This window comes from Streptomyces sp. NPDC027962 (assembly GCF_055566095.1).
Window position 1 is genome coordinate 132,222 of sequence record NZ_JBVHTA010000004.1, and the last position, 23,351, is coordinate 155,572.

Annotated in this window: 21 protein-coding genes and 2 pseudogenes; 8 read left to right on the plus strand and 15 right to left on the minus strand. The window is 71.7% G+C overall.

Going from position 1 to position 23,351, the window contains the following annotated elements:
• Positions 1-228 precede the first annotated feature (228 nt).
• Positions 229-3,171: a DEAD/DEAH box helicase gene (locus ACZ4SA_RS05375; RefSeq protein WP_468270068.1), complete on the plus strand. Its 2,943-nt coding sequence runs from the start codon at positions 229-231 to the stop codon at positions 3,169-3,171.
• A complete protein-coding gene (locus ACZ4SA_RS05380; RefSeq protein ID WP_468270070.1) occupies positions 3,168-4,442 on the plus strand; it encodes an SWF or SNF family helicase in 1,275 nt (424 codons plus the stop codon). Before ACZ4SA_RS05375 ends, ACZ4SA_RS05380 begins: the two co-directional genes overlap by 4 nt.
• A 155-nt stretch (positions 4,443-4,597) precedes the next feature.
• Here the strand turns inward: ACZ4SA_RS05380 and ACZ4SA_RS05385 are convergent, their stop codons facing one another.
• The 3 genes from ACZ4SA_RS05385 to ACZ4SA_RS05395 all read right to left on the minus strand — a co-directional run bounded on the left by ACZ4SA_RS05385 (position 4,598) and on the right by ACZ4SA_RS05395 (position 6,323).
• Complete coding sequence (locus ACZ4SA_RS05385) at positions 4,598-5,044, minus strand: nitroreductase family deazaflavin-dependent oxidoreductase (protein ID WP_468270072.1); 447 nt, start codon at positions 5,042-5,044, stop codon at positions 4,598-4,600.
• 76 nt (positions 5,045-5,120) lie between these two features.
• Complete coding sequence (locus ACZ4SA_RS05390) at positions 5,121-5,315, minus strand: hypothetical protein (protein ID WP_468270074.1); 195 nt, start codon at positions 5,313-5,315, stop codon at positions 5,121-5,123.
• A 144-nt stretch (positions 5,316-5,459) separates the two neighbouring features.
• The gene (locus ACZ4SA_RS05395; RefSeq protein ID WP_468270076.1) at positions 5,460-6,323 is read right to left on the minus strand and encodes a phosphatidylinositol-specific phospholipase C/glycerophosphodiester phosphodiesterase family protein; all 864 of its coding nucleotides are present in this window, start codon (positions 6,321-6,323) and stop codon (positions 5,460-5,462) included.
• 320 nt (positions 6,324-6,643) lie between these two features.
• Here ACZ4SA_RS05395 and ACZ4SA_RS05400 point away from each other — a divergent pair, with 320 nt between their 5' ends.
• Complete coding sequence (locus ACZ4SA_RS05400; RefSeq protein WP_468270078.1) at positions 6,644-7,459, plus strand: hypothetical protein; 816 nt, start codon at positions 6,644-6,646, stop codon at positions 7,457-7,459.
• Between the two features lie 93 nt (positions 7,460-7,552).
• Here the strand turns inward: ACZ4SA_RS05400 and ACZ4SA_RS05405 are convergent.
• Positions 7,553-8,042 (minus strand): annotated as a pseudogene (locus tag ACZ4SA_RS05405) (ATP-binding cassette domain-containing protein); the annotation flags it as partial.
• Between the two features lie 102 nt (positions 8,043-8,144).
• On the opposite strand from ACZ4SA_RS05405, the gene ACZ4SA_RS05410 reads away from it, so the two are divergent.
• The gene (locus ACZ4SA_RS05410; protein WP_468270347.1) at positions 8,145-8,297 is read left to right on the plus strand and encodes a hypothetical protein; all 153 of its coding nucleotides are present in this window, start codon (positions 8,145-8,147) and stop codon (positions 8,295-8,297) included.
• Between the two features lie 97 nt (positions 8,298-8,394).
• Here the strand turns inward: ACZ4SA_RS05410 and ACZ4SA_RS05415 are convergent, their stop codons facing one another.
• The 8 genes and pseudogenes from ACZ4SA_RS05415 to ACZ4SA_RS05450 all read right to left on the minus strand — a co-directional run bounded on the left by ACZ4SA_RS05415 (position 8,395) and on the right by ACZ4SA_RS05450 (position 18,413).
• Positions 8,395-9,468 (minus strand): acyl-CoA dehydrogenase family protein, encoded by a 1,074-nt coding sequence (locus ACZ4SA_RS05415; RefSeq protein ID WP_468270080.1) that lies wholly within the window; start codon positions 9,466-9,468, stop codon positions 8,395-8,397.
• Positions 9,465-10,646, minus strand: a complete 1,182-nt coding sequence (locus tag ACZ4SA_RS05420; protein ID WP_468270082.1) for an acyl-CoA dehydrogenase family protein — start codon at positions 10,644-10,646, stop codon at positions 9,465-9,467. Before ACZ4SA_RS05420 ends, ACZ4SA_RS05415 begins: the two co-directional genes overlap by 4 nt.
• Positions 10,643-11,611, minus strand: a complete 969-nt coding sequence (locus ACZ4SA_RS05425; RefSeq protein WP_468270084.1) for an NADPH:quinone oxidoreductase family protein — start codon at positions 11,609-11,611, stop codon at positions 10,643-10,645. Before ACZ4SA_RS05425 ends, ACZ4SA_RS05420 begins: the two co-directional genes overlap by 4 nt.
• A 118-nt stretch (positions 11,612-11,729) precedes the next feature.
• Entirely contained in the window at positions 11,730-12,314 is a 585-nt protein-coding gene (locus ACZ4SA_RS05430; RefSeq protein ID WP_468270086.1) for a helix-turn-helix domain-containing protein, read from the minus strand.
• A gap of 58 nt (positions 12,315-12,372) precedes the next feature.
• Positions 12,373-15,006: a beta-N-acetylglucosaminidase domain-containing protein gene (locus tag ACZ4SA_RS05435; RefSeq protein WP_468270088.1), complete on the minus strand. Its 2,634-nt coding sequence runs from the start codon at positions 15,004-15,006 to the stop codon at positions 12,373-12,375.
• Between the two features lie 235 nt (positions 15,007-15,241).
• Entirely contained in the window at positions 15,242-15,988 is a 747-nt protein-coding gene (locus ACZ4SA_RS05440) for a PIG-L deacetylase family protein (RefSeq protein WP_468270090.1), read from the minus strand.
• Between the two features lie 32 nt (positions 15,989-16,020).
• A pseudogene (locus tag ACZ4SA_RS05445) lies at positions 16,021-16,716 on the minus strand (alpha/beta hydrolase); the annotation flags it as partial.
• A 107-nt stretch (positions 16,717-16,823) separates the two neighbouring features.
• The gene (locus tag ACZ4SA_RS05450) at positions 16,824-18,413 is read right to left on the minus strand and encodes a cellulase family glycosylhydrolase (protein WP_468270092.1); all 1,590 of its coding nucleotides are present in this window, start codon (positions 18,411-18,413) and stop codon (positions 16,824-16,826) included.
• 244 nt (positions 18,414-18,657) lie between these two features.
• Between ACZ4SA_RS05450 and ACZ4SA_RS05455 the strand changes: the two genes are divergently transcribed.
• The gene (locus ACZ4SA_RS05455; protein ID WP_468270094.1) at positions 18,658-18,999 is read left to right on the plus strand and encodes a VOC family protein; all 342 of its coding nucleotides are present in this window, start codon (positions 18,658-18,660) and stop codon (positions 18,997-18,999) included.
• Positions 19,000-19,443: 444 nt separating this feature from the next.
• On the opposite strand, the gene ACZ4SA_RS05460 is transcribed toward ACZ4SA_RS05455, so the two are convergent.
• Positions 19,444-19,698 (minus strand): DUF6296 family protein, encoded by a 255-nt coding sequence (locus ACZ4SA_RS05460; protein WP_403864051.1) that lies wholly within the window; start codon positions 19,696-19,698, stop codon positions 19,444-19,446.
• A 153-nt stretch (positions 19,699-19,851) separates the two neighbouring features.
• Between ACZ4SA_RS05460 and ACZ4SA_RS05465 the strand changes: the two genes are divergently transcribed.
• Together ACZ4SA_RS05465 and ACZ4SA_RS05470 are read left to right on the plus strand one after the other, a co-directional pair.
• Positions 19,852-20,805 carry an aldo/keto reductase gene (locus tag ACZ4SA_RS05465; RefSeq protein ID WP_468270096.1) on the plus strand — a complete coding sequence of 318 codons (954 nt, stop codon included), beginning with the start codon at positions 19,852-19,854 and terminating at the stop codon, positions 20,803-20,805.
• A gap of 97 nt (positions 20,806-20,902) precedes the next feature.
• A complete protein-coding gene (locus tag ACZ4SA_RS05470; RefSeq protein ID WP_468270098.1) occupies positions 20,903-21,202 on the plus strand; it encodes a hypothetical protein in 300 nt (99 codons plus the stop codon).
• A gap of 239 nt (positions 21,203-21,441) precedes the next feature.
• On the opposite strand, the gene ACZ4SA_RS05475 is transcribed toward ACZ4SA_RS05470, so the two are convergent.
• Entirely contained in the window at positions 21,442-21,627 is a 186-nt protein-coding gene (locus tag ACZ4SA_RS05475; protein ID WP_468270100.1) for a hypothetical protein, read from the minus strand.
• A 714-nt stretch (positions 21,628-22,341) separates the two neighbouring features.
• On the opposite strand from ACZ4SA_RS05475, the gene ACZ4SA_RS05480 reads away from it, so the two are divergent.
• Complete coding sequence (locus tag ACZ4SA_RS05480; protein ID WP_468270102.1) at positions 22,342-22,887, plus strand: tellurite resistance TerB family protein; 546 nt, start codon at positions 22,342-22,344, stop codon at positions 22,885-22,887.
• Positions 22,888-22,977: 90 nt separating this feature from the next.
• Here ACZ4SA_RS05480 and ACZ4SA_RS05485 read toward each other — a convergent pair whose 3' ends face one another.
• Complete coding sequence (locus ACZ4SA_RS05485) at positions 22,978-23,232, minus strand: hypothetical protein (protein WP_468270104.1); 255 nt, start codon at positions 23,230-23,232, stop codon at positions 22,978-22,980.
• Positions 23,233-23,351 lie beyond the last annotated feature (119 nt).

Here is a 23,351-nt window from a genome sequence, read left to right on the forward strand (position 1 = left end):
AAACGTATGGACCGGGGGCCCTTCGGGGCCATGGCGCCACCACCCGGGCCGTTCGGGGGCAATCCCGCTCCCCGGGGTGGCGCTGGCTGCACCCTCGACGGTACGGCAGTGGGGGCGAGGGCGTGGAGTGAGCCACGTCACCGGGCGGAAGCCGCTGGACGGTGACCGAGTGAGGTACCCTCGGCGACTCGGCCCGCAGTAGTCAAGTTTGAGGAATGCGCCATCGCTGTGCACAAGACCCCTGCAAGCCCCTCCCCGGTCCCCCTTCACTCCCTTTCCGCGCTCGCCGCATGCTCGGCCGTGTTCGTACCGGGCGACCCCGCCCGCACGGGCGTGATCGCCTTCTGGCGACCGGACAGCGGCCCGCTTCCCGTCGCCGACGACGCGCTCCGCTCACTCACCGTCGTCACGTCCGAGGTCCGCACCTCCGATGTCCGCGCCACCGATGTCCGTGCCACCGCCGTCACGCCCGACGTCCGCATCACCGCCGTACCCGCGGTGCTGCTGCCTGTCGAGGAGGCGCTGCCCGTCCTGACCCGCGCCCGCAGCTCTGCCAACGCCTCCGAATCGGCGGGGTTCTGGGGCGCGTCCGCGCTGCTCGCGCTCCACATGGCCGCGCGCGGACTGCTCCTGCCCGGTCTGAGCCCCACCGACATGGACGCATGGCGCATGGGTCCGCTCACGCCGGAAGACCTCGAGCGGCTGCGTGCGCTGTCGGCCTCGATGCCGCCCACGGCGCATGCCGTGCCGTTGGACGAAACAGCCGGGACGCTGCTCCTCCCCGAACCGGAGCGTCTGCTGCGGCAGTTCCTCGACGCCGTCGCCGACGTCATGCCCCGCTCCCCCGCCGCCCCGCTCGCCGCGGGCGGCCCCGCCTTCGCCGCACCGGAACCCCAGCACCTGCCGGGTCGGCGCGAGTGGGCCACCGATGTCGCCGCGGGGCACGACGCGGGCGTGCGGCTCTCCTTGCGTGTCGAACTGCCGGGCCTGGAGCAGGCGGACATGACGGGTGAGGCCCCCGCGTTCCGCGCCGTGCTGCAGATCCACAGCGTCAGCGACCCCACGACCGTGGCGGACGCGGCCGAGGTGTGGGCTCAGGCCGGGGCGCCGGGCGCCGGCTTCGGCCCGCGTGCACGGCTGGACGCGCTGCTCGCGCTGCGCCGGGCGGCGCACGCCTGGCCGCCGCTGACCCCACTGCTGCAGGCCGCCGTGCCCGAGGCGATCGAGCTCGCGGACGAGGACGTCACCGAGCTGCTGGGCGAAGCTTCGCGGGCTCTCGCGGCCACCGGCGTCCAGGTGCACTGGCCCAGGCAGTTGGCCCGCAGGCTCACGGCGCGTGCCGTGATCGGCTCTCCCGACGACGACGACGAGGAGGAGGAGCGGGCGCGGGGCGACGAGTCGTCGGGGCTTCCGTCGTTCCTCTCCGCGGAGGCACTGCTCTCCTTCAACTGGCGTTTCGCACTCGGGGACAGCCGGCTCACCCGCGCCGAACTGGACCAGCTCGCGGAGGCCGGCCGCCCTGTCGTGCGCCTGCGCGACGAGTGGGTGCTCATCGACCCGGCCGAGGCACGGCGCGCCCGCGAGAGCCAGGACCGCAAGGTGTCCCCCGTCGACGCGCTGGGCGCCGTGCTGACCGGAACGGCCGAGGTGGACGGACGCACGGTCGAGGTCGAGGCCTCCGGCCCGTTCGAACGGCTCCGCGAACGGCTCACCCAGCCCGAGGACGCGCCGCAGGACATCGGGCAGCCCGCGGCGCTCGCGGCGAACCTGCGCGACTACCAGCTGCGCGGCCTCAACTGGCTCCACAGGATGACGTCCCTCGGCCTCGGCGGCTGCCTCGCCGACGACATGGGGCTCGGCAAGACCATCACGCTCATCGCGCTCCACCTGCACCGGCAGACCGAGGCGTCGGGCGCCGGCCCGACGCTCGTGGTGTGTCCCACCTCGCTGATGGGCAACTGGCAGCGCGAGATCGAGAAGTTCGCACCCGGCACCCACGTGCGGCGCTTCCACGGAGCCGCACGCTCCCTCGGGGAGCTCCGCGCCGGGGAGTTCGTCCTCACCACGTACGGCACGATGCGCCTCGACGCGGCCCGGCTCGCCGAGGTCTCCTGGGGCATGCTCGTCACCGACGAGGCGCAGCACGTCAAGAACCCGTACTCGGCTACCGCCAGGCAACTGCGCACCATCGGCGCGAAGGCCCGCGTGGCGCTCACCGGAACCCCGGTGGAGAACAACCTGTCCGAGCTGTGGGCCATCCTCGACTGGACCACGCCGGGGCTGCTCGGGCGTCTCGGCACCTTCCGCAGCCGCTACGCCCAGGCCGTCGAGGGCGGCACCGACCCGGCGGCGGCCCGCCGGCTGGCGGCGCTGGTACGCCCGTTCCTGCTGCGCAGGCGCAAGTCCGACCCGGGCATCGCACCCGAGCTGCCGCCCAAGACGGAGACCGACCGCGCGGTGTCGCTGACGCCCGAACAGACGGGGCTCTACGAGGCCGTGGTCCGCGAGAACCTCGCCGCCATCTCCGGAGCCGACGGGATGGAGCGGCGCGGTCTGGTGGTGAAGCTGCTGACGGCGCTCAAGCAGATCTGCAACCACCCGGCGCAGTACCTGAAGGAGGAACGCCCCCGCATCGCGGGCCGCTCGGGCAAACTCGAACTGCTCGACGAGTTGCTCGGCACCATTCTGGCCGAGGACGCGAGCGTGCTCGTCTTCACCCAGTACGTCCGGATGGCGCGGCTCCTCGAGGAACACCTGGCCGCGCGCGGGGTGCCCACGCAGTTCCTGCACGGCGGCACGCCGGTCCCGGAGCGGGAGGCGATGGTGAATCGCTTCCAGAGCGGCGAAGTGCCCGTGTTCCTGCTGTCCTTGAAAGCCGCGGGAACCGGTCTGAACCTCACCAGGGCCGAGCATGTCGTGCACTTCGACCGGTGGTGGAACCCTGCGGTCGAGGCACAGGCCACCGACCGCGCCTACCGGATCGGGCAGGACCTGCCGGTGCAGGTCCACCGGCTGATCGCGGAGGGCACGATCGAGGACCGGATCGCGCAGATGCTCGAACGGAAGAGGGATCTCGCCGACTCGGTGCTCGGTTCCGGCGAGGCGGCCCTGACCGAACTGACCGACGCCGAACTGGCCGACCTGGTGGAACTGCGAGGAGCGGGGCGATGAACGGACCGGACGAACAGGAGCGGACCTTCGCCGCGCTGCCCCCCGCTCGCGGCAGAGGCTTCGCACAGAGCTGGTGGGGTCAGGCCTGGCTGAAGGCCCTGGAGGACACCGCTCTCGACGGCAAGCAGCTGAAGCGGGGCAGGCGGCATGCTCGGGAGGGCGCGGTCGGGGCCGTCTCCGTACGGCCGGGAAGGATCACCGCAGTGGTCAGGGACCACGACGGCACGGCCTACCGCAGTGATGTGCTGCTCCAGCAGCTCGACGACCGGGACTGGGACCGGTTCCTGGACACGGCCACGGACCGCGCCGGGCACATCGCGGCGCTCCTCGACCGGGACATGCCGCCGCATCTGGTGGAGGACGCCGCGGCGGCAGGGGTCGAACTGCTCCCCGGCATCGGCGACCTGGAGCCCGAGTGCACCTGCGACGCCTGGGACCACTGCCCGCACACGGCGGCGCTCTGCTACCAGGTCGCGCGCCTGCTGGACCAGGACCCGTTCGTGCTGCTGCTGATGCGGGGGCGTGGCGAGCGCCGTCTGCTGGACGAACTCCAGCTGCGCAGCGTCGCACGGACGCAGCCGCCGGAGGCGGACGAGACGTCCGTGCGGGCGGTGCTACGCGCCGACGAGGCGTTCGCGGCGGCCGGCGACCTGCCGCCGCTGCCCGGTCCGCCTCCGCTGCCGGACGTGCCCGGGCCCGCGCCCGCGCTCGACACGCAGACTCCGGCGGCCGACGGACTCGACGCCGGCGCATGGGAGTTCCTCGCGGCGGACGCGGCTGCGCGCGCCCACCTCATGCTGCGTCAGGCCCTCGCGCCCGGCCACGCGGAGCAGCAGGCCGAGCCTGCGCCGACACGCGACCAGGACGCGGTGCGGATGGCCGCGTCCGTTCCGGGCCCGGTGATCGCGGGCAGGCTCGCCGCCGGTACGGGGCGAAGCCGCGCCGAGCTCGATCTGGCGGTCCGTGCCTGGCGCTTCGGCGGCGCCGCCGGGCTGGCGGTGCTCGAGGAGGACTTCACCCCGGACGCCGCACAGCACGCCAGGGCCACGAACCGACTCGCGGCGGCATGGGCGGACGAGGCGGACCGGCCGTGGCTGCGCCCTGCCGGCCCAGCCCGCTGGACGGTCGTCGGCGCCCGGACACAACTACGTCTGGGACGCGACGGGCAGTGGTGGCCGTTCCGCAAGGAACAGGGCGCGTGGGCGCCGGCCGGGCCCGCGTCGCCGGACCCCGCGGAAGCCCTCGCGGGCGCCCTGGGCGAAACGGTCTGACGGGAGGGGAGCGTGGGCGTGGGGGTACGCCCCACCTGCCGACCGGCCGCGCCCCTGCAAGCGCCCACGCTCCGCCTCGCAGGACGTCGCCGGGGACGCTCGCCGGGTTTCCGCCCGCTACCCGCCCGGCGTTCGCCCGACGTGCGACGGTCCGCTCAACGCTCCCGGGCCGCCGGCTCGACGACGAAGACCGGGATCTCGCGGTCGGTCTTCTTCTGGTAGTCCTCGTAATCGGGGTACGCCTCGACGGCACGCCCCCACCACACGGCCTTCTCCTCGCCGGTCACCTCACGCGCGATCATGTCCCTGCGGACCGGCCCGTCCTGGAGCTCGACGCGGGGGTCGGCCTTGACGTTGTGGTACCAGACCGGGTGTTTGGGCGCGCCACCCAGTGAGGCGACGACCGCATACGCTCCGGCGTGCTCGACGCGCATCAGCGGGGTCTTGCGGATCTTGCCGCTCTTGGCGCCGCGGGTGGTGAGGACGATGACGGGCATGCCGCGCATCGTCGTCCCCCTCGTACCGCCGGAGCTCTCGTACTCCTCGACCTGCTCACGCACCCATGTTTCGGGGCTGGGCTCGTACTCACCCTCAAGAGGCATTGTTCTCTTCCCGTCGTCGATGGCACTGCCATGCGTTCAACACCGCTGCCGCGGCGCGGCTTCCCGGCGGGCGTCATCAGGGCCGGAGGCTGCCGACGACGTTGGCCGTGGCGGCGATGCCTTCCTGGATGGTCGGCGCCATGCTGGTGCCGGCCAGGAAGAACCCGAGCAGGGCGCAGACCAGCGCGTGGGACATCTTCAGCCCTCCGCTGCGCAGAAAGATCACTGCGAGCACCAGCAGGAGCAGCACCACCGAGATCGAAATGGCCATCGCCAACCTCCTCCGCCGCGCCGGAATTGCGGCATTCGGCGGCCAGTCTGGCGTAGCCGGGGCCCCGTACGGCCGACTGGCGTGTCCGCCGTACGGATGCATCTGGGCGGAGGCGGGATACCAGTCCCTCTTGGCAGTAAGGCTCTAGCGTCCGTTGAGGCGCAGAAAGCGCTCCAGGCCCGCCAGATCATCGGTGTTGATGTGGTCGACGTCTGCGGCCAGAAGTTCGCGCCATAGCGCGTCACGTTCCGGGCCTGCCGCGTCGGGCGTCGCCCAGAAGCGGACCCGCTGGGAGCGGCGGTGGGCCGTTGCGACGAGGGTGCGCAGCTTCTCCCGCTCCGCGGCCGGGAATTCGCCGGCGCCGAGCCAGCTGAAGCTGTGGGTCCAGTTGCTGGAGATCAGCGGGATGAACGACGCGGGAGCCGGGGCGGGGGCGACGAGGTCCTCGAGGCGGCCGTCGTAGAAGGCGTGGCGCACCGGTTGCGCCTCCATCGGGACGCGGGCCGCGCGGTCGCCGGATACGACCGGGGTGACGGCGCCGAGGCGGACCTTTCCACGGACGCTGCTGCTCAGCATGTGCCGGTAGCGCCGCAGTTGGCGGTCGAGTTCGATATAGGCGGCGACACCGTCCGTCTTGATGTCGATCAGCAGCTGCACCGGTCGGCGGTAACCGCGGTACACACTGCCGTGGTTGGCGCGTACACGGGCGAGCAGCGGGTCGAGGTAGAGGGAGCGCAGGGTGCGGGTGGGATCGAGTTCGGCGGGTTCATGGGCGACGAGCAGGTCACCGTCGACGAGGAAGATGTCGGCCTCGACGCTGGTGAAGCCGTGCGACAGAGCGTCGTGCAGGGGCCGCTCGTGCAGATAGTCGTTGTGGGCGTGGGCCCGGCGCAGAGGCCGGTCGGTTGCGCCGGCGTCCGTGGCGGCCCGGGCGTGGGCGGGCGCCGCCACGGCACCGGCGAGTGCTGCGGCAAGGCTGGTGACGACTCTGCGGCGGGTGGTGGGCACGGAGACCTCCGGGCTCGGCGGGTCGGGAGGGACATCGGTGAGTATCCGCCGGCCGCGAGCCCATGGGCAGGGGGCCACGAAGAGTTCGGCCATTCGTCATGTCGGTTGCCAAGGGGCCGCAGGAGATGGGGCGTTGGGGGCCGAACGCACGTGCAAACGCCATCCGGCGCCCGTTCCGCGGCTGTCGTCGAAACGACCGATGAGGAACTTGGAGCGGAGATCTGGCTGGTGGCACGATGGCTGTTACGAAGAGTACCGAGAGTCGGTACTCGTGCCTGGGGGCATCAATGAACTTCCGGCTCCCCTTCCGACTAGTGGCCGTGACCGCCGCGGCCGGCCTGATGCTCGCCGCGTGCGGTGGGTCCGGCGGTGCGTCGCAGGCGGCGAGATCGCCGTCCACATCCTCGGCGTCGGCGTCGGCGTCGGCGTCGGCCAGTGATCCCGCCCCGTCCGCCACGGCCACCGGCACACCACCGGGCACCCCACCGCCCTCCACACCGGCGCCCAGCGGTGACGGCCGACTGGGCGGCGCCAAGGGCCTGCAGCCGCTGTGGCCGTTCACCACGCTCGACCAGGCCAAGGCGTGGGAGCGCGAATTCCGTTCCGGCGGGCACCAGCCGTGGCATCTCGATCCGGCGCAGACGGCGCTCTCCTTCACCCAGGGCTTCCTCGGTTTCAAGGACATCGACCGGGTCACCACGCGTTCCGTCGGCGACATGGAGGCACGGATCGGCGTCGGCGGCAGCGGCCCCGAGGCCGGGGCCACAGCGGCCGTCATCCATCTGGTGCGCTACGGCTCCGGTCCGAACGCCCCATGGGAGGTGGTGGGCACCGACGACACGACGTTCTCCCTGACCACGCCCGCGTACGGGTCGGTCGTACGCTCACCGGTGCGTGCCGGCGGAAGGATCACGGGCGTGGACGAAAGCATCCACGTCCAGGTGCACCAGCCCTCGTCCACGTCGCCCTTGGGCAGCAGCTCGTGCTGCATCCCGGCGGGCGGCAAGGACAGCCCCTGGTCGGCGTCCGTCTCCTTCACCGGCGCCCGCGACCCGGTGCTGACCCTCGTCGCGAGCACAGGCGGCCACGTCGCCGAGGTCGAACGCTTCAGCGTCACGGCTCTGCGCACGCGGTGACGGCTGCTCGCCGCCGCTGCGACAACGCCGTGACATCCGTGCCGGCAGGAAACGCTGGAGGACAGCGGCCCTGCCAGGACCCCGACTGCCGCCTCACCCCTGCGTGATGTCGGACCAGTGCACGGTCCGGTCGCACCAGCGGCTCAGGCCCACCGCGAGCAGGCCCGCGCCGTGTGTGCGGCGGTAGGTTTCGACGACGGCCACCAGCGCCGCGGTCGTCGACGCGTCGCATGACCGTCATCTCGTCGCGGACCAGCCGGCGCGGGCGCAGCACCAGCGCCCTTGCCAGGCAGCCGCGTTGCAGCCGGCCGTCGATGACCTCATGGGGCCGGCGGCCGAGCAGTTCGGCGGTGAGGCCCACGGACAGCGCCAGTTCGTCCGCGCCGGCCGAGGCCTCGGGGCCGCCTGTGGCCGGTGGCCCTCGGGGGCTCCGCGATCAGGTCCCGCAGACTGAGCCGCGGGTCGGCGGACAGCCGGGGCTGCTGGAAGACGACACCGACGGCGGTGTGCTGGGCCGGGGTACGGCGTGGCGCCAGCCGTCGACCGGTTCGCCGTCCAGCACGACGCGGCCTGCGTCCGGACGGGCTTCATGCCCTCGTCGAAAGCGAGCAGCCCGTCGAAGATCTTGGAGTTGCCGTCCTTTCCGTAGCCGAGGAGCGGGCTGAGGCTGTCCGGCTCGTAGGCGATGCCGACGACCGCCGAGTCCTTCGCCGTGGCGCCCGCTTCCCCGCCGCCCGGGATGGAGCAGGCCGCCGCGCCGAGGGTCGGCGCGGCGGCCATGGCCGTGGCGGCCGCAGCCCGTGTCGATCAGCCCGTCATGCGCGTACAGCCCTGTTGAAGATCAGCTGTTATGGCAAAGTGGCCGCAATCAAACAGCGCGTAAAGGGCGTGACGGAACAAAGGACGTTACTGGGCCGGGGCACGGGGCGGCAGTGTCACGGGGCCTGGAGGTCGACCAACGCGGCCAGCGCCTCCTTGTGCCGTCCCGGTGTTCCGAACGCGATCTCGTCCGCCTTGGCGCGCTTGAGGTACAGGTGGGCCGGGTGCTCCCACGTCATACCGATGCCGCCGTGCAACTGCACGCACTCCTCCGCCGCGTGGACCGCGACCCGCGAGCAGTACGCCTGGGCGACGGCGACCGACACCGCGGCGTCCGCGCTGTCCGTCGCCAGCGCGTCCGCGGCGGCGCGGGCAGCCGCCCGTGCCGAGACGACCTCCAGCCACAGCTGCGCCATGCGGTGCTTGAGCGCCTGGAAGGAGCCGACCGGGCGGTTGAACTGGTGCCGTTCCGCGGTGTGCCGGACCGTCTCCTCCAGGCACCACTCGGCGAGGCCCAGCTGCTCGGAGGCGAGCAGACCGGCCCCGGCGAGCAGTCCTCGGCGCACAGCGGCCTCGCCGACCGCCGCGTCCGCGAGCCGCGTCCCGCCGTCCGGGGCCGTGACCGCGGCGATGGGGCGGGTGAGGTCGAGCGGGGTCAGCGGCTCGACGACGGCCTCCGCCGCTTCCACCATGTACAGGCCGTCGGGCCGGAGCAGGAGCAGCACATCGGCCGTCGCGGCGTCCGCGACGCCGGTGACGCGCGCCCCGCCGTCGGGCAGCGGACCGTCCGGCGCCGTGGACAGCGGCACGGCGAGTACGGCGGTGCGCCGCCCTTCCGCCAGGGCGCCGAGCAGCGCGGCGACCATCTCCGACTCGGTGTCCAGCGCCAGCAGTGTCTGGGTGGCGGCGACGGAGCTGGTGAGGTACGGCGCGGCGACGACGCCGCGCCCCAGCTCCTCCAGCACGACCGCTGCCTCCCGGTGGCTCGCACCCTGGCCACCGAGCTTCTCCGGTACGAGCAGCCCGGCTGCGCCCATCTCGGCGGCAAGGGATGTCCACAGCCGCGGGTCGCCGGGCGAACCCGCTTCGGCGCGGGTGGCGAGTGCGGTCGTGTCGCCGCGGGCGGCGACGAGCGACCGTACCGCGGCGCGCAGGTCGTCCTCGGTCTCTGAATACAGCAGGTTCGTCATCGCGCGAGGTCCTTCCAGGCGATGTCCTTGTCGTTGCGCGGCTCGGAGGGCAGCCCGAGAACGCGTTCTGCGACGATGTTCAGCAGCACCTCGCTGGTGCCGCCCTCGATCGAGTTGCCCTTGGAGCGCAGATAGCGGTAGCCGGCGTCGCGTCCCGTGAAGTCGACGAGCTCGGGCCGGCTCATGGTCCAGTCGTCGTACAACAGCCCTTCATCGCCGCGCATTTCGACCTCGAGACCGCTGATCTCCTGGTTGAGGCGGGCGAAGGCGAGCTTCATGCCACTGCCCTCGGGTCCGGGCTGGCCCGCGACGAGCTGCTGGCGCAGCCGCTCTCCGGCGAGCCTGGACACCTCCGCCTCGACCCACAGGGTCAGCAGCCGCTGGTGCAGATCGTGGGTGCGCAGTTCGGGCCGCTCCCGCCAGGTCCGCGCGACGGGGCCGATCATGCCGCCCTCGCGCGGCAGGCGCATGCCGCCGATGGAGACGCGCTCGTTCATCAGGGTGGTCTGGGCGACCTTCCAGCCCTCGCCGACCTCGCCGAGCCGGTGCGCGTCGGGGATGCGCACCCCGGTGAGGAAGACCTCGTTGAACTCCGCCTCCCCGGTGATCTGGCGCAGAGGCCGCACCTCGACCCCGGGGTCGGTCATGTCGCAGATGAAGTAGGTGATGCCCCGGTGCTTGGGAAGGTCCGGATCGGTACGGGCGATGAGGATCGCCCACCGGGCGACGTGCGCACTGGAGGTCCACACCTTCTGACCGGTGACGAGCCAGTCGTCGCCGTCCCGCACGGCGCGGGTGCCGAGTGCCGCGAGGTCGGAGCCGGCTCCGGGCTCACTGAACAGTTGGCACCACACCTCCTCGCCGATCCACAGGGGCCGCAGGAAGCGCTCCTTGACCTCCTGGGAGCCGTACTTGAGGATCGTCGGCGCGGCCATGCCGAGTCCGATGCCGATCCGGCGGGGATCGTTGTCGGGAGCCCCGGCGGCGGTGAGTTCGGCGTCGACGACGGCTTGGAGGGCGCGCGGGGCGTCGAGTCCGCCGAGGCCCTTCGGGAAGTGGACCCAGGCGAGTCCGGCGTCGAAGCGCGCCTTGAGGAAGTCGGTGCGGTCGGTCTCGGCCGGCGGATGGGTCGCGAGCAACTCCCGGGTGAGGGCGTGGAGTTCGGCTGCCTGGGTCATCGGCCCGCTCCGTCCGGGAGGACGACCAGGCGGCCCGTGGTGGTGCCGTCGGCGACGCGCTGCACGGCGTCCGCGGCGTCCTTGAAGGCGACGCGCTCGCTGATCAGGGGTTTGACGAGACCCTTGGCCGCGTACTCGGTGAGCGTCTCGTGGCAGCGGGCGATGGAGCGCGGGTCCTTGGTGGCGTACAGGCCCCAGTGCAGGCCCATGATCGAGTAGTTCTTGACCAGCGCGTGATTGAGGGCGGGGGCGGGGATGTCGCCGCTGGCGAAGCCGACGACCACGATCCGTCCCTCGAAGGCCACGCACTTGGCGGACTTGGCGTACGCGTCTCCGCCGACCGGGTCGTAGACCACATCCGCGCCGCGTCCGCCTGTCGCCTCCTTGACGGCGGCGACGATGTCGTCCGCGTGACGGTCGACGACGACATCGCAGCCGAGCTCTCGGGCGACGGCCGCCTTGTCCGCGCCGCCGACGACGCCGATGACCCGGGCTCCGGCTGCCTTTCCGAGCTGTACCGCGGCGCTGCCGACCCCGCCCGCCGCCGCGTGCACGAGCAGGGTCTCGCCCTCTTTGAGAGCGGCCCGCCGGTGCAGCCCGAACCAGCCCGTCTGGTAGCCGATGTGCAGCGCGGCGCTCTCCGCGTCGTCGAGCGCCTCGGGCGCGGGGAGCAGGGCGGCCGCGTCGGCGACCACGTACTCGGCGAGCCCGCCGCCCGGGAGGACGGGGTTGGCGATCACGCGGCGGCCGCCCTCTGTTTCGCCGCAGATCTCCACACCGGGGGTGAAGGGCAGCGGGGGCCGCACCTGGTACTGGCCCCGGCAGAGCAGGGCGTCGGGGAAGTTGATGTTGGCCGCACGGACCTTCAGGAGGACCTGCCCTTCGCCGGGCGTGGGCCGGTCCGCCTCTTCGAGCCGCATCACCTCGCTCGGCTCGCCGTTGCGGTGCACTCGCCATGCCTGCATTTCGGGGCCTCCCACACGTAGGGCAGTACTGCGCTGCGCCACATACTAAGCGGTCGCTTGCCCATCCGGGAAGGGCAGGGAGCGCATGACTGCCTGCACGATCACCCGCACGACCGTCTCAGGCCCGCTTCGGCTTGGCCCGTACGTGCATGCGCTCACCCTGGGGACCGAAGAGGCTCAGGAACTCGACGGGCCGGTCGTCGGCGGAGCCGAACCAGTGCGGCACCCGGGTGTCGAACTCCGCGGCCTCCCCCGCACCCAGCACCACATCGTGGTCGCCGAGCACCAGACGCAGCCGCCCGGACAGGACGTACAGCCACTCGTAGCCCTCGTGGGTGCGCGGCTCCGGCTGGTCGGCGGAGGGTTCGTGGACCACCTTGTACGCCTGCAGGCCGCCGGGCCGACTGGTGAGCGGATACATCGTGCGCCCGCCACGGACGATCGGCTTCGAGCGCACCCGGGGGTCGCCGACCGGGGGCGCGCCGACCAGTTCGTCCAGCGGTACCTGGTGGGCGCGGGCGATGGGCAGCAGAAGCTCGAGGCTGGGCCGGCGTCCGCCGGACTCGAGCCGGGACAGGGTGCTCACGGAGATCCCCGTCGCCTCCGAGAGCGCGCCGAGGGTGGCCCCCCGCTCGCGCCGGATCCTGCGGAGCCGGGGGCCGACCTCGTTCAGTACGGCGTCGAGCCGTGCGTCGTCTTCCATGCACCCCATTGCAGAAACAGCAAGGGACTTTGTCAAATACGCACAGCCCTCGCCCTGGCTAGCGGACGATCACCTCCGCGATCCGCGGCACCCCGCCGCGCCACACCAGACGCGCCCCGGCGACCTCGCGCGGCCCGAACCTGAGCTGGGTGTACGGTCCGCGGAGCTCACCCGCCCTGCGCCAGGCGCCGTCGGGCCCCCGCAGCTCCACCATGGCTTGCACGGCGGTGTCCGATGGCTGCAGGACCGTGACCGAACGCGCGGTCCGCTGCTTGCCCAGCTCCACCGTCAGCGCCTCGTCGTCCCGTGGCGTCCGCGCCGCGCGGTAGAGCGTGCCGGGGTCGCCGTCAGCCGCCGCGCCCAGAAAAGAACCGGCCGCTGCGGGCGGGTCGCCCGTGACGGACGCACTGTCCGTACCGACGGCGAACTCCCTGACGACAAGCCAGTTGGTCTGTTTGGCTGTCGCCCGTGCCCGCACGAAGCGGGCCTTGGTGCCCGCCGGAGCGGTGACCGTGACGTCGGGCTGCCCGGTGAAGGCGGCGAACTGCTGCCAGCTCGTACCGTCCGACGAGTAATCGAGCACCCCCTGGCGCAGATAGTCGTTGGGGCTGGTGGGCTTGCCCATGGCGAGCTTGACGGAGCGCAACTCGCGTTCCTGGCGCAGGTCGACGCCGACGGTGTCGCCCACGGCGGGCGCGCGGCTGCTCCAGTAGAACGTGGCGTCGTCGCCGTCGAGCATCCGTGAGACGTCGTTGTCGCGGTACTGACCGATGCTGCTCGCCGCCCTGACGGCCCCCGGCACCCCCAGGATGCGGTCGTGCTCGGCCGTCGCGTCGTCGACGAAGCCGTCGAGCACGCCCTCGCCGACGGTCACGGGCACCGGACGGCCGTCGAGCCCCGTGTAGACGAACGACCGGGCCGTGGCGAGGAGGCCTGGGAGCTGCCGGCGCAGTTCCCAGGCCTCGCGGCCGTCGCCGTCACGTGCCTCCCCCACCATGCGCAGGGCGGTACGGGCCGCGATCGCCCACGCCTCGGTCGCGTCGAGCCAGGGACCGGCGTCGTCGATGAAGCCCTGCTCGGGCAGACGGTCGCGGAGCACGGACGGCGCGGCGCGCAGATCACCGAGCACCCGCTCGAGCCGGCGCCCGTCGCCGTCAATCCAGAACCGCTCGAACGCGGCCGCCAGCTCGGGGGCCTGCTGGAGGTTCAGCCGCGAGCTGTAGTTGACGTCGGTGAAGGTCCGCAGTGCACGTTCCGCCCGTCCGTCGCCTCCCGCGTACCAGCGCACCGCCGCCTCCCAGGAGGCTCTCGGATCGTAGGCGGCGTCGTTCCAGGCGTAGTCGGCGACGGTGAACAGGGCGATCTTGGAGGCGTACGGCTGGATCATGGGGTTGGCTGTGATGCCCGCGAGTTCGGCGGGCAGGCCCTTCTCCCGCCCGTTGAAGGGGCCGAGGAGCAGCCGGTTGGTGACGTAGTCGTTGACCGGGTAGTTGTCCCAGGTCAGGATCGGGTGGTTGAACACGGCACGGGCGGCCTTCGCCTGCGCGACGGTCATCGTCGGTGCGATGACACCGATTCCGGTCCACTCCACGAGGACGTCCGGGTCGAGCTGCTCGGCCAGCGCCTTCTTGTACGGGGTGGCGGTGACGTTGTAGTACTCCGTCGGGACCATCTGCAGCGGCTGAGCACCGGGGCGTCCGGCGATGAACTCCCTGTTCACCCGGTTCAGGAGGTGGGCCTGCGCGGCACCCGCCGCACCACCGCCGGTGCCCCACTTGGCCTGGTCGTCCGGGCAGTTCCACGAGGTGTAGCTGATGTCGTCGAGCGGCACGGCGAAGGTGCGGACGCCGATCTCCCAGATCGACCGGAACTTGTCGATGAGTGCCGCGGTGTCCGCGTCGGAGCTGTAGCAGATGGACAGGCCCGGCGACAGGGCGTAGGTGAAGTCGACATGGCGCTCGGCGGCCCGGTCGACCAGCTCCTTGATGCGCGCCAGTTCCGGCGCCGGGTGGGGCTCGCGCCACTTGTCCCGCAGGTACGGGTCGTCCTTCGGCGAGTAGACGTAGATGTTCATCTTGTGCGCGCCGTAGAAGTCGAGCTGGTCGAGGCGTGCCTCATGGGACCACGGCGTGCCGTAGAAGCCCTCGATGACACCGCGCAGTGAGGTGGCCGGCCAGTCGCGGACGGCGAGTCCGCCGATCTTCGCGCCGGGCCGGTCGCGGTGCGGGAGGACCTGCCGCAGCGTCTGGGCGGCGTAGTAGGTGCCGGTGGCGTCGTTTCCGGCCAGGACGACGCGTTCCTCGCCGATACCCAGCACATAGCCGTCGGCGGGCAGCCCGGCGGGCCCCTCGAGGTTCAGCGTGCCGAGCGCCGCCGCCGAGCCGACGTGGACGGTGAGCCGGTCGCGCACGGCCCGGTCGCCGTGCACGATCCGCTGGGCGCCCGCGTCGCGGAGCGCCTGCTCGGTGACCTCGACGGCCTGTGGGTCGGCGCTCTCTCCCGGGATCAGGGTGACGGTCGAGGTGATGGTCACCCGGCCGTCGAGGGGTCGGACCGACTGCGGGGTCGGGGTGATGGCCGGGGCTTCGGCGCCGGCGGCCTTGGGCTGGTCGGCCGCCCGGGCGACGGCCGGCGTCAGCAACAGCGTGATGGCCGCGGCGAGCACGGCGAGACGGGTCGGGCGAAGCGTCACTTTTCCTCCATGGGCCGCTGGGGTCTCACAAGGAAGTTCGCGCATCACAACAATCGCAATTGACCAGCCATATGACGCCCTGTCAATCAGCAGGAACGGACCGTTTTCACCGATGTGGGCTGTTCGGCGGGCCACACGTCCGAATCCGGCCACATTGCCGGGGCCCCGACGCCGCCCGGGACATGACCGCACACGTCACGGGCGGGGCCCCGGAGGCCGGGCGTCGTGACCGGCGTCAGCGCGGGAAGAGCTCGAACGTGACAGCGGGACGACCTCCGAAACGCGGTGCCGCCATCTCGGCCATGCCGGTGAGGAAGGTGCGGCAGTACGCCTCCGGGTCCTGCTCCGTCAGACCCTCGATGTACAGCCGGTGCTCCAGCAGTGACGCCACCGACCGCTCGAGGCCGGGGCCCGCCTCGACAGCGTGTGTGGGGCTCGTCGAGCCGGCGACAGCCACCCAGCGCACCCCGTCCCACGGCTCGAGGCCCTCTTCGGAGATGAGCTCGGGAAAGATCCAGCGGTTTCCCGCGTCCCCGGCCGCGTCGAGGGTAGCCCGTCCGACGGCACGGTGGTCGGGGGTGTTCCAGGCCGTGCCGCCCCAGGTGTCGCGGTGGTTGAGAGTGATGACCAGTTCGGGCCGGTGGCGGCGGATCGCCGCGGCGATGTCCCTGCGCAGCCCCGTGCCGTACTCGATCACACCGTCCCTGTGGTCCAGGAAGTCCACGGTGGAGACACCCACGACGGCGGCGCTCGCCCGCTGCTCACGCTCGCGGATCGGTGCACAGTCCGCGGGCGCGATGCCGTCGATCCCGGCCTCGCCCCTGGTGGCCAGCAGGTAGGCGACGTCGCGGCCTTCGTCGGTCCACCCGGCGACTGCGGCCGCGCAGCCGTACTCCAGGTCGTCGGGGTGTGCGACGACGGCGAGCGCGCGCTGCCAGTCGGCCGGCATCGGTTCGAGCTGTTCACTCTTCTGATCGGTCATGTCCCGCAGGATACGGATCTGCTGATCACAACTCAGATCTCCTGGCGGGCCAACGCCGGCAGCCGCTCCACCACCCGCGGCCCGCTCGCCCGCACACCGTCGTGCTCGTACTCGTCGGTGACCCAGGTACGCAGACCGCGGACGGTGCGCGCGGTGCGCAGCGAGTCATCGGTGTCGACGTACATGTCGTCGTGGTGGACGGCCGCGGCGACCGGCACCTCGTTGGCGGCGAGGCGGGCCGGGTCGTACAGCGGCGCCCAATCGGTGCGCGGCGAGCAGCTCCGCCGTCTCGCGCAGCGGCCGCAGGGCGGGGTCCACCTCGAAGTGCCAGGGATGGATGGTCTCCCCGGTGGACATCAGCGGCTGATCCCCCGCGAGGGCCTTGGCGGCGTCGAACTCCGCGAACTCCGCGCGCACCACTCGGCGGCCCAGGCCGTGGGCCGCCCGCCCTGGGCGTGGACGGCCTCGTGCAGCACCGCGCACAGCGGGCTCGTGGCGAACGACAGGATCGGGCCTACGGCTTCCTGGAAGGCGTCGGAGAGTTCATGGCCGGCGGCGGTGCGTACGAAGGCGTTCTCCAGCAGGTGGTGCAGCTGGTGGCTGCCTTCGCCGCCGCCGGGCACGATGCCCAGAGACTGGAAGGCCTCCACGGTGAGGGTGTAGCCGCCGGGCCGCTTCGCCGGCTGCTCGGCGAGACGATCGGCGATGCGCCGGGCGCGCTCCACGTCCGGTAGCCGGCCACTGCTGCTCCTGTTCGTGTGCGTCCCCGCCCGTCCAGTGGATCACAGCGGACGGGCGGGGACGCGCACAGGCCGGGCGCGGACAGTGGTTCCGGTCAGCCGGTCGGGAAGTTGTCCGGTGTCCTGATCCGGTCACGGACCCAGACGCCGGCGGGCTTCAGCGACGCGGTACCGGCCCATGGGCCGTTGTTGTTGCAAGTACCGCTGTTGAAGACGGCGCCGGACCTGTGGTCGTCGGAGAAGTTCCAGTTGACCCAGCTGATCTTCTTGCTCGCCATCAGATCCAGGTAGCGCTGGGCCATCGAGAAGTCGTTGGCTCCCTCTCCGGCGTAGTCCTGGGTGCCGAACTCGGTGACGAACATCGGGATGCTGTCGGCGGCGCGGGAGAGCGTGCTCAGGTACTCGTCCCGGTGCGAAGCCGCGTAGAAGTGGAACGTATACATGATGTTGGAGGCGTTGACGGGATTGTTCACCACCTCGGATTCGTCTGCGCCCTCGGAGACACCGAGGGAGGACCAGGCCCGCGTGCCCACGAGGACCGGGGTGTCGGGGTCGATGCGCCGGATGAGGGGGATGAGCTCCTCCGCGTAGCTCTTGATGCTCGACCAGCTCACACCGCTGGGCTCGTTGGCGATCTCGTACAGCAGGTTCTTCTTGTTTCCGTGGCGCTGGGCGATCTCCCTGAAGAAGGTCTTCGCCCGGGAGAGGTTGTGGTGCGGGTCACCGGGGCTGAGCATGTGCCAGTCGACGATCGCGTACATGCCGCGGGCGGTGGCCTGCTCGATGATCGAGTGGACCTTGTCGGTGAAGCCGCGCGGGTCGGTCTCGTAGCCGCCCTCCTGCACGTACATCGAGATCCGCAGGACGTCGGCCTGCCAGTCGGTGGCCAGGGCGTCGAGCGAGCCGCCGGTGACGCACTGGCTGTACCACTGGAGGCCGTGGGTGCTCATGCCGCGCAGTTGGACGGGGTTGCCGTACTGGTTGCAGAGCTTCGTACCGCAGACCTCGAGCTGTCCGTTGACCGCCGCGGGTGTGCCGCCGGTCGTGGGGAGTGCGTCGACGACGAGGTGGTCCACGTTGGGACCGCCGCTCGCGGTGGTTGCTGTGGCCCTGACGGTGTTGGCTCCCGCCTCGAGGTCGGCGTTGAAGGTGACCGTCGACCAGGAGGTCCAGGAACCGGTGCCGGGGAAGGCGCGGTCGTCGGCGGCGAGCGCGCCGTTGACGGCGATGTCCATCGGACGGGCGGCGGCTGTGCCGTTCGCGAAGCGCAGGGTCAGCGTAGCGCGGCCGGCCTGCGCGGCGTCGACCGTCCACTGAACGTAACTGCCGGTGGCGTTGTCGTAGTTGACGAACCCGCTGCCGGTGAACCCGGGGTGGTTGGACTCGGCCAGACCGCGCGAGACGGTCGCGTTCTCCGCCTCGTGGGTGACGGCTGCCGCGGTCGCCGGCGGTGTGGGGGCGGGGGCAGCCGGGGCGGGGGTTGCGGTGGTGAGGGCGAGCAGCAGGGCGGCGCCGAGGACGCCGACGCCGCCGAGGGGGCGTAGCCAGAACCGTGCCGGTCTCATGGGGGACTCCGTTGGCTGGGCGGAAGGGCCGGACTCGGCCGCGGGACGGCCGATCGATTGGAAGGAAACTTTCCTAACCAAGAGCATTAGCAGGACTGTCCAGGCGGCGGCAAGGGTCATGACAAAAGAGCGAGGGGAGGGCGCGTGGCCGGATGGCCGCCGGCCGCACAGGGACACGGACACAGAGAGACTTACCGACCGCACCGACGACTGCCGCGCGGCGCTCGGGGCGCATCGCCCCGAAGGAGGAAGGTTCGATGAACTTCCGCGATGCGTGGGGTCATATTGCGTGGGGTCACATTAGGCAAAGGCAGAGGCCCGCGTACGGCAGAGGCCCGCGTCCACGGCGAAAAGGGTGGTCACCATGGCCTTCACACATGTTCTCGCAGTCGCCCCGGTAAGTGACATCGAGTCGGCGGTGACTGGTACGAACGGCTTCTGGGTCACCCCGCCGACGCGAGGCCGATGGACGGGCTCGCCGACTGTCGCACCGTCCGGATGGATCCACGTCTTCCGGTCGCCGGAACACGCCGGGGGCGCTCTGCTCAACCTCGTGGTCGACGACCTGGACAAGGCGCTTGCTGATCTCGCAGACCGTGGCATCACGGCGGGCGGGACTCAGCCACGCGGTCCGGGCGTGCGGTTCGCCGCTGTCCACGACCCCGACGGCAACCGGATCACTCTGATCGAGAACCCGGTGTCATAGCGTGGCACCTCTAAGGGCACCCTCGGAACGCGAAGCGCTCCGGGTCCGCCCGGAGCGCCGTTTTCACCGGGCCGACTTTCACCAGGCCGACGGACAGGACTGGTCGCACGCGGTCGCCGCCCGCGCCCGGTGCGGCAGGAGCGGGGCCCGCGGGAAGCACCCGTCCGCGCGCCCGACAGCCGTCATCGACCGCGGCTGCGGTCCGAACAGCCCGCCGCCCGGACGGCGCGGGTGCCGGTGACGGAACAAGAGGCGGCCGGACACGACGGCACGCGTTCGCGCTGCGGAATGAGGGGCGGCCCCGCCTCCCGGGGGGATGGGGGGCGGGGCCGCTACGGCCCGGGACCGGCCAGGGGGGGGTGGACCGGTCGAGCTCGCTCGACCATCGCATGCCCCCGTCCGGCCCTGGGTATGCACGAGATTCCGGACGTAATTTGATGCGGTTCAGCGTGCCCCGTGCCCCGTCGAGTGAGGGGTCGGTGGCCGGGCGACCACAGGGAAGGGGTGGACCTGGTGTCCCCCGCTCGCCATCATGCGCACTTCTCCCCGTTCGCTGATCTCCGCGCGTACGATCCCCGTGTCGTCCTCGTAAATCGGGTAACCGCCCGCACCGACCCTCTCGGTGCGCCGCACCACGACCACGTCGTCCTCCACGGCCGGTTCCTGAAACACGAGTTCGTAGATTTCCGGACTGTCCATGAGATCCTCCCGGCCACTCCGCGCGACCCGGAAACGCAGGCCGGCCACGCTGCGACCTCCTTCCATCGTGCTCCCATGACGAACACCGCGCCTGTCCTGCCGGGTCCGACACTCGTTTGAGTCGCGCGGTCGGCACATGGAAGGGTGAGGCCCGTGACGGAGACGGACATGGACGGCGAGCGGCTGCTGTACGGATGCATGGGCCTCGGGGGCGGCTGGGACACCACGCCCCATTCCGCGGCGGACGTCGCCGCCGCCGAAGCGGCTGTCGAGGCCGCCCTCGACAGCGGAATCACGACGTTCGACCACGCGGACATCTACCGCCACGGAAAGGCCGAGGCAGTCTTCGGCGAGGTCCTCGCCCGCGCGCGCGGGCTGCGCGAGCGCATCGTCCTGCAGACCAAGTGCGGCATCCGTCTCGCCGACGGCGACCGCCCCGGCATGTACGACCTGCGGGGAAAGACCGTGATCCGGGGGGTCGAGGAGAGCCTCAGCCGTCTGCGTACGGACTTCGTCGACATCCTGCTCCTGCACCGGCCGGACCCGCTGGCCGACCCGGACGAGCTCGCGGGGGCTCTGATGTCGCTGCACGGCCAGGGCCTGGTGCGCAGCTTCGGTGTGTCCAACATGAGCGCCGCGCAGATCTCGCTCCTGCAGTCCCGGCTCGATCTCCCGCTGGTCGCCAACCAGCTCGAGATGAGCCTCCACCGGCGCGACTGGCTGGAGGCCGCTGTGCTGGTGAACACCCCGGAGGCGGCGTCGGTCGGCTTCCCTCACGGCACGGTCGAGCACGCCCGGGCGAACAACATCCGGCTGCAGGCCTGGGGTGCGCTCGCCCAGGGCCGGTTCAGCGGCCGTCAGGAGACGCCGAACGAGCAGGCGACCGCCCGGCTCGTGGCGGCGCTGGCGGAGGAGAAGGGCACCACGCCGGAGACGATCCTCCTGTGGTGGCTCCAGCGGCATCCTGCCGCGATCGCGCCGGTCGTCGGCAGTGTGCGTCCGGAACGCATCCGTGCGTGCCGGGACGCCGCGCGGGGGGAGCCCCGTCTCAGCCACGAGGAGTGGTACGAGCTCTGGGTGACGGCGCGGGGCGCTGCCCTGCCCTAGGGAGGCAGGCAGCCGTCGAGCCCCGTCCCGAACAGCAGCCCCGGGGAGAGCCGCGCCGTCGGTCGCGTATCCGGGGACGTGGTGTGACGCTGGAGTAATGACCTGGGCGTCTTGGACAACTCGCAATGTGTATACAGGACGTGGCGGTGCGCTGTCCGAGGAGGCCGGCGTGATGACCGGGAACCTCACCGTGCACACCACATGGGCCGACGGCATGGCACATGTCGCTCTGCAGTTCACCGGCGCGACCGACTGGTTCACGATGACGGGCAGCCCCACACCGTGCCCCTCGGAGGCAGCGAGCAGGACACTGCACGACGCGGTGGTGCAGGCGGTCCGGAACGGCGCCGGTGCGGTGGTCCCTTCCTCGACGGCGGACGAGGGACAGGGGCAATGACGGCGATCAAGAGATGAGCGTACGGGGACACTGACGGCGATCAAGGGATGAGTGGGGAGCTACGCCGCCGTCCATGGGCAGCGCAGGTCGCCGGTGGTCGCCGACGCGTGCCGGAAAGCGGCGTACAAGGCGGCCGGAGCGGCCGGCCTCGCTGTTCGGCCGACTGATCCGGCCCGCCGAGGTCGGCAACGAGCCGGGCGGAGTCGGCCGGATCACCCCCCGCCGGCTCCGCCCGTGCATCAGGCTGCGCCTTTGCCCTCGGACAGGGGGCTGCCGTCGGACACAGCGCGGGCATCTGCGCCCGTCACCTCCGCACGGCCGTCCTTGGGGGGCTCGGACGGATGTCGGGCGTCCCGCGATGCCACACCTCGTGCGGCTTCGGCGCGGATCAGGGCGTTGAGAACAGCGAAGGGGTCGTTGGGCATGGCTGTTGCCACCTCTCGGGCATGTGGACGGCTCCTGTGTGCGGACTGCCCCGGCACCGGCACCGGCGGGCGCCGGACGGAGCGGCGCTGTCAGCACCTCAGAACCACACACCTCACGGCAAACAGCTGAGGCGGCTTCCGCACGGCCGGGCCGTAAGCCGACCGGGCCCCGGGGCGGGAAGGCCGGGCACGCGGTCCGGGGCAGGGCCGGAGCCCGGCGTGCCGACGGGTACGCGGTCCGCCGGCCCGGGTCGATGCCTCCTGCATCACGTCGGCCGACTCCGCGCACCCCTCCCCCGCGGGATCGGCGGGGGAGGGGTGCGCCTGAAGACGAGGGGCGTGCTGCTGAGCAGCAGCCGGATCGGCGGCGATCAGCGAGAGCAGGATCGTCACCACGACCAGCACAGCTGTGACGGCTGCCCGTGCGACCGGAACCGTCGAACGGTCGCCGGCGCGCACGGCTCGGCCGTACTCGGGCGGTCTCATGGGGCACAACCTCCTGAATGTGCCTCCATTGCCCGCCGCGGGCCCGCCGTCGTTGCGCCACGGCGAGAAGTCCCCCCAACGAAGTACAGGCATTGGGCCGAATGCGTGCAAAAGATCGAATCGACCGTGAGGTGGAACGCGTGACGGAGGCCGAGCGTTGGCTGGGTGATGCGCTGCGGTGCGCGTCACGACGACCGAACGACCTGAACAGAAGCCGAGGTGGCACCAGTGGCAATGTGGGACCGGATCAAGGACCAGGCCAAGAGTCTGCAGCAGTCCCAGGGCACCCGGAGCTCGGGCGGCCACGCCCCCGGGGCGCGGTCCGCGGGCGGCTCGCGCGCCCAGCTGGTGAACACACTGAAGTCACAGCTCACGTCCCTCAAGACGGAGTTGAAGAGCGGTGCCTTCAGAGACGCATCGATGGCGATGTGCGCGCTGGTGGCCGCCGCGGACGGGCATGTGGACGCGAGCGAGCGGCAGCACGTGGAGTCGCTGATCCTCAACAACGACGTCCTGCAGAACTTCCCGGCGGAGCAGTTGCGCGAGCGGTTCAACAAGCACGCCGACCAGCTGTCGGCCAATTTCCAGCTGGGCAAGGCGGCGGTGATGCAGGAGGTCGGAAAGGCGGTGAAGAAGCCGACGGAAGCCCGGGCCGTGATCCAGACCGGAATCGTCATCGCCGGCGCCGACGGCTATGTCGCACCGGCCGAGCAGGACGTCATCCGGGAGGCCTGCGCCGTTCTGGGCGTCTCCCCCGCGGAGTTCGGCATGTGACCATGCGTCGGACTGCCGCCGCGACCGGGGCGTGGGGCTGCCGCCGGGCGGCGACCGGGCACGACCGCGCAGGACGTGCCCGGCGGCCGCTCAGCCCGTCGATTCGTCGGGGGTCGGCATGTCGGGGTTGGCCTGCTCGTCGCGGGGCGCACCCTGGGGGCCGGCCCCGGCCTCGTCGAGGTCGGGCACGTCGTCCGCCTCCTCGTCCGCCGTCCGGCCGGACTCTCCCGGTGTCCGGTCCTCCGGGTCCCACGGGTCCTCCACCCCGGCCTGCTGATCGGGCATGTCGCGCGGCAGCGGTTCGTCGCTGTCCTCGAAGCCCTCCGGCCGGTATTCGTCACTCATCGCGTCTCCCTCGTGGTGCGGCTCCGGAACGCTTCGCGGGTACCCAGCCGTGCACCGCCGACACGGCACGGCGCGCACGACGGCCATGGCGAGCGCATGATCGGGCACGACCCCTGATC

Excerpts from the sequence above, each read along its gene's own strand:
- ACZ4SA_RS05380 (WP_468270070.1), top strand. The coding sequence starts at position 3,168 with ATGAACGGACCGGACGAACAGGAGCGGACCTTCGCCGCGCTGCCCCCC.
- ACZ4SA_RS05430 (WP_468270086.1), bottom strand. The coding sequence starts at position 12,314 with ATGGAAGACGACGCACGGCTCGACGCCGTACTGAACGAGGTCGGCCCC.
- ACZ4SA_RS05450 (WP_468270092.1), bottom strand. The coding sequence starts at position 18,413 with ATGACCCTTGCCGCCGCCTGGACAGTCCTGCTAATGCTCTTGGTTAGG.
- ACZ4SA_RS05390 (WP_468270074.1), bottom strand. The coding sequence starts at position 5,315 with ATGGCCATTTCGATCTCGGTGGTGCTGCTCCTGCTGGTGCTCGCAGTG.
- ACZ4SA_RS05455 (WP_468270094.1), top strand. The coding sequence starts at position 18,658 with ATGGCCTTCACACATGTTCTCGCAGTCGCCCCGGTAAGTGACATCGAG.
- ACZ4SA_RS05385 (WP_468270072.1), bottom strand. The coding sequence starts at position 5,044 with ATGCCTCTTGAGGGTGAGTACGAGCCCAGCCCCGAAACATGGGTGCGT.
- ACZ4SA_RS05475 (WP_468270100.1), bottom strand. The coding sequence starts at position 21,627 with ATGCCCAACGACCCCTTCGCTGTTCTCAACGCCCTGATCCGCGCCGAA.
- ACZ4SA_RS05470 (WP_468270098.1), top strand. The coding sequence starts at position 20,903 with ATGACCTGGGCGTCTTGGACAACTCGCAATGTGTATACAGGACGTGGC.
- ACZ4SA_RS05460 (WP_403864051.1), bottom strand. The coding sequence starts at position 19,698 with ATGGACAGTCCGGAAATCTACGAACTCGTGTTTCAGGAACCGGCCGTG.
- ACZ4SA_RS05420 (WP_468270082.1), bottom strand. The coding sequence starts at position 10,646 with ATGACCCAGGCAGCCGAACTCCACGCCCTCACCCGGGAGTTGCTCGCG.
- ACZ4SA_RS05415 (WP_468270080.1), bottom strand. The coding sequence starts at position 9,468 with ATGACGAACCTGCTGTATTCAGAGACCGAGGACGACCTGCGCGCCGCG.
- ACZ4SA_RS05410 (WP_468270347.1), top strand. The coding sequence starts at position 8,145 with ATGCCGACGACCGCCGAGTCCTTCGCCGTGGCGCCCGCTTCCCCGCCG.
- ACZ4SA_RS05425 (WP_468270084.1), bottom strand. The coding sequence starts at position 11,611 with ATGCAGGCATGGCGAGTGCACCGCAACGGCGAGCCGAGCGAGGTGATG.
- ACZ4SA_RS05485 (WP_468270104.1), bottom strand. The coding sequence starts at position 23,232 with ATGAGTGACGAATACCGGCCGGAGGGCTTCGAGGACAGCGACGAACCG.
- ACZ4SA_RS05440 (WP_468270090.1), bottom strand. The coding sequence starts at position 15,988 with ATGACCGATCAGAAGAGTGAACAGCTCGAACCGATGCCGGCCGACTGG.